The 4,539-nt window shown below is 70.3% G+C and carries 4 protein-coding genes; 1 reads left to right on the forward strand and 3 read right to left on the reverse strand.

Annotation, left to right across the window (positions count from 1 at the left end; all coding sequences use genetic code 11):
• Positions 1–817, reverse strand: an 817-nt coding sequence (locus PMI01_RS05960) for an ABC transporter permease (protein ID WP_007665288.1), incomplete at its 3' end; no start/stop codon positions are given.
• Positions 814–1,548, reverse strand: a complete 735-nt coding sequence (locus tag PMI01_RS05965; RefSeq protein WP_007665292.1) for an ABC transporter ATP-binding protein — start codon at positions 1,546–1,548, stop codon at positions 814–816. The genes PMI01_RS05965 and PMI01_RS05960, both read right to left, overlap by 4 nt.
• 134 nt (positions 1,549–1,682) lie before the next feature.
• Here PMI01_RS05965 and PMI01_RS05970 point away from each other — a divergent pair, with 134 nt between their 5' ends.
• Positions 1,683–3,773, forward strand: coding sequence for a TonB-dependent siderophore receptor (locus PMI01_RS05970; RefSeq protein ID WP_007665294.1), 2,091 nt, complete (start codon positions 1,683–1,685; stop codon positions 3,771–3,773).
• A 34-nt stretch (positions 3,774–3,807) separates the two neighbouring features.
• Here the strand turns inward: PMI01_RS05970 and PMI01_RS05975 are convergent.
• On the reverse strand, positions 3,808–4,539 hold a 732-nt coding region (locus PMI01_RS05975; RefSeq protein WP_007665296.1), incomplete at its 5' end, for an efflux RND transporter periplasmic adaptor subunit.

A 4,539-nucleotide genomic window follows, 5' to 3' on the forward strand; every position in this document is an offset into this window, starting at 1 on the left:
GCGCCGGCAGGCGCGCCGCCGCCTCGGACAGGGTGCGCGGGATCAACACCACCAGCACCATCCAGATCGACACCAGCAGGATCAGGGCGTCGCGCGAACGCCGCGCCAGGGCGGAGACCAGGACCGCCATCACCGCCCAGATCGCCAGGTACAGCCCGTAGATGACCAGCAGCAGCACCGCCGGCCCCGGCGGCGCCCAGCCCAGCAGCGCGGCGATCAGCAGGGCCAGCGCCGCCGGCGCCAGGATCAGGCCGGCCGCCCCGCCATAGGCCAGGAGCTTGCCGGCCACCATGTCGCCCGCCCCCAGCCCCTGGGCGGCCAGCAGGCGCAGCGTGCCGCGCTCCCGCTCGCTGGCCACCGCGCCATAGGCCAGGAAGATCACCAGCAGCGGCGCCAGCGTCTGGAGCACGAAGGCCGGGGTCAGCTCGCCGAAGCGCAACAGCAGCGAGGATTGCCGCGCCTCGCTGAAATTGGCGCTGTTCTGGCGGTGCCCCTCGAGAAAGACCGTTTGGCCGGTGAAGCTGTCCACCCCACGGTCAAAGAAGGCCAGGGTCGAGAGCGGCCGGAACACGAATTGGCCGTAGTGGACCATGCGATGCGGGTGCCGGTCGGGCTGGGCGTCGAACTGGCGGTCGGAACTGGCCTGATGACGTTCGCGCGTCGCCTCGATGGCGTTGCGCTGCTCCACGCCCAGAAGCGCGGAACCGGCCAGCAGCACCGCCAGGATCAAGCCGGCGACCACCGCGACCCGATTGCGCGCCAGGGCCCGCCATTCCTCGCGCGCGACCCGGCCGACCAGGCTTGGCGGCCCGCTCACGCCGCGGCTCCCACCTGGAGATAGCGCTGGTGAAGGGCCCGGACGTCGAAACGCTCCGGCCCCTCGGCGACGAGTTCGGCCTCGATGCGGCCCTCGGCCAGGAAGCCGATGCGGTCGGCGACCTCGGCCGCGCCCAGCAGGTCGTGGGTCACCATCAAGGTCGCCACGCCGCGAATCCGGGCGGTCTCCAGCAGGCGATGGAAGTCGGCCGTGGCGCGAGGGTCCAGGCCCGAGGTCGGCTCGTCCAGCAGCAGCACCGGCACGCGGCGGGCGATGGCCAGGGCGATGGCCACCTTCTGGCGCATGCCCTTGGAATAGCCGCCTAGCCGCCGATCCCAGGCCTCGCGAACCAGGCCCACGGCGTCGAGCGCCTCCTCGATCAGGGCGGCGGTCGTGTCGGCCCGCGCCAGGGTCAGCAGGTAGTCGATGTTCTCGCGCGCGGTCAGGTGCTCGTAGAGCGCGACATTCTCTGGCACGTAGGCGATGCGCGCCCGCGCCGCCGCCGGATCCGACCCGACCTCGACGCCACAGACCCGCGCGGCGCCGGCCGTGGGTCGCGCCAGCCCCAGGAACAGGTTCAGGGTCGTCGACTTGCCCGCGCCGTTGCCGCCCAGCAGGGCGTAGATCTCCCCCGCCCTCACGGAAAAGGTCAGGCCGCGAAGAACCTGCTGGGTCCCGTAGCGCTGCTCGAGACCCTCGGCGTCGAGCGCCGTGGCGGATGTGGTGGTCAAGATGCCGATCCCCTCGCATGCCGGCGTGAAGGCGGTTGCGAACCCACGCCGATCTCAATTAGTACGTTATAACGTAACATATATGTTGCGAGTCAATCGCGGATCGGTCCGCGTATCGGGTTTCGGGGGACGGCATGAGCTTCATGGATTTTCGCATCGCCTTGATGGCGGGTTGCGCGGCGGTCGGCCTTTCGACCAACGCGGCGGCCGAGGTTGACGTCGAGGTCGCCGACACGGTCGTGGCGGACGTCACCGTCACCGCCCGACGGGCCAACGCCAGCATCAACGGCCTGGACGTCTCGCCCCTCAAACTGCCGCAGAGCGTGCGGGTCCTGGACCGTCGGCTGATCGACCAGATGGGCGTGGCCAACCTGTCGGACCTGTTCGACCTGGCCGGCGGCATGGCGCGGCAGAACAGCTTCGGCGGCGCCTGGGACGCCTATGCGATCCGGGGTTTCTCGGGCGACATCAACCAGGGGCCCGACCTTCTGGTCAATCGCTTCACCGCCAATCGCGGTTTCAACCCGCGTCGCGACACGGCCACGGTCGAGGTCTTCCAGGTGCTCAAGGGACCGGCCTCGGCCCTGTCCGGGAAGGGCGAACCGGGCGGCTCGATCAACATCGTCACCAAGGCCCCGCAACGCCAGGCCCACGCCTCGGCCGAACTCGGCTACGGCGACTTCGACACCCGGCGGGTGGTCGGCGACCTGGGCGGGCCGGTGAGCGGGACGGTGTCGGCGCGGCTGGTGGGCGCCTATCAGACCACGGACGGTTTTCGCGACCATGTCGGCAGCGACCGCCTGGTGCTGGCCCCGTCCCTGGCCTGGACGCCGACCGACAAGGCCCGCCTGCTCTATCAGTTCGAGGCGATGGACGTTCATTTCGTCCACGACCGGGGCCTGGTCGCGGTGAACGGCGACGGCAGGGCCTTGCCCCGCGACCGCTTCCTGGGCGAACCCAATGACGGGAAGATTCATCAGCAGAGCCTGCAGCATCAGGCCTCGGCCGCCTTCGACCTCGCCGACGGCGTGTCGCAGGAGGGCGGCGTCCAGTATCGCGACGGCTTCTTCAAGGGCCAGTCGACCCACAATGCCAGCCTGGTCGGAACCCAGCTTCGCCGCCAGTTGCGCGTCCACGACTATGACTGGCAGGACCTGTCCGGACGAATGGAGTTGAGCGTCAAGCGCCAGCTGATGGGCTTCGAGCACCAGTTGCGGGTCGGCGGCGACGCCTTCACCTATGACCAGCGGCGGATCTTCCTGCGCTACAGCCCGACAGCCGCCGCCCCCTACGCCATCGACGTCTTCAGTCCGGTTTACGGCCAGCCCAAGCCGGCGGCCACGCTGAACCAGGACCTGCTGGAAGAGCTGCGCGGCCAGAGCGTCTATGCACAGGACCTCGTCACCGTCGGTCGCTTCACAGCCCTGCTCGGACTGCGCCACGACTGGATCCAGCAGACCACCACCAACTATCGCAACAACACCGTCAACGCGCAGAGCCCCGCGCGGACCTCGCCCCGCGCCGCCCTGACCTGGGCGGCGTCCGATCAGCTGTCGGCCTATATCAGCTGGGGCCAGTCGTTCCGCTACAACCAGGGCGCCGACGCGGCGGGCCTGGCCTTCGCGCCGGAGGAAGGCGAGGCCCTGGAAGGCGGCGTCAAGTACGCCCTGCGCGACGGCGCCCTGACCGGGACCCTGTCGGCCTTCCGGATCGACAAGCGCAACATCCTGGTCAACGACGCGGCCAACAGCGGCTTCTTCATCGCCGTCGGCGAGGCCCGCAGCCAGGGGGTGGAGTTCGACGCCAATCTGAGGATCGGCGACCAGCTGACCCTGACAGGGGTCTATGCCTTCACCGACACGGAGATCACCAAGGACACCCGGCCGGGCCTGGTCGGCAGCGCCTTGAGCAACATCCCGCGCCACTCGGCGGCGATCCACGCGCACTGGCGTTCGGCCCGCGAAGGCCCCGGCGCCGTCGGCGTGGGTGGCGGGCTGGTCTATGTCGGCGAGCGGCGGGGCGACGACATCAACTCCGGCTTCACCCTGCCCGGCTACGTCACCGCGCGATTGAACCTCAGCTATCGCGTAACGCCGAAACTGTCCCTGCACCTGGACGCCGAGAACCTGCTGGACGCCTACTATCTCGAGAGCTCGTACAGCAACGTGTGGATCACGCCCGGCGCGCCCAGGACGATCACCGGGCGTGTGAAGCTGGCCTTCTGAGCCGGACGCCGGCTGGCGGTCCCGTCGCTTGGGATCAACCGCCGGCGGGGACGCCCCAGACCACCGTTTCGCCGGGCTGCAGTCCTGACAGAACCTCCACCGCCGCGGGACCGACCCGGCCGATCCCGACCGGCCTGCGCTGCGGCCCGCGCCCAGCCTTGGATCGCACCATCACATAGGCCTGCGGCGCGGCGCCCTGGACAGCCTGAGGCGGCACGGTCACCACAGCCGGATTCTGGTAGGTCGCTATGGCGATGTTGGCGGTCATGCCGATGCGGACATCGCGCGCGGCCGCGTCGGACAGGCGATCGAGACGCACCCGCGCCTCGAACGTCGCCTTTCCCCCCGCCGAGGTCGCCTCCGCTTCGCCCCCCACGCTGAGCACGGTCCCCATCAGGGGGCTTCCCCCGAAACCGGGGCCCGTCACCACCGCCCTCTGCCCGGTCTTGACCGCGGCCAGGTCCGCTTCGTCCAGTTTGAAGACCACGTCCAGGCCGGCGGTGCTGGCGATGACGCCCAACAGCTGGCCCTTGCTGACCCGGCTGCCGCTGTGCACGCCCTGGGCGCCCCCTTCGGTCCCGTCGTCGGGACGCACGACGACCCCGGCCTGGGGCGCCAGAATGACGGGACCGGAGGACGCTCCCCCGACGCCCGCGTACTGCGAACGCGCCACCCCCCTCTGCAACAGGGCGATCCGCCGCTCGCCGCCCTGCCCTCGCCGCGCGGTGTCGGCCAGATCCTCGCGCGCCGCCGTGGCGGCCGCCTG

The sequence above is a fragment of the Caulobacter sp. AP07 genome (assembly GCF_000281955.1).
Classification (GTDB): Bacteria; Pseudomonadota; Alphaproteobacteria; order Caulobacterales; family Caulobacteraceae; genus Caulobacter.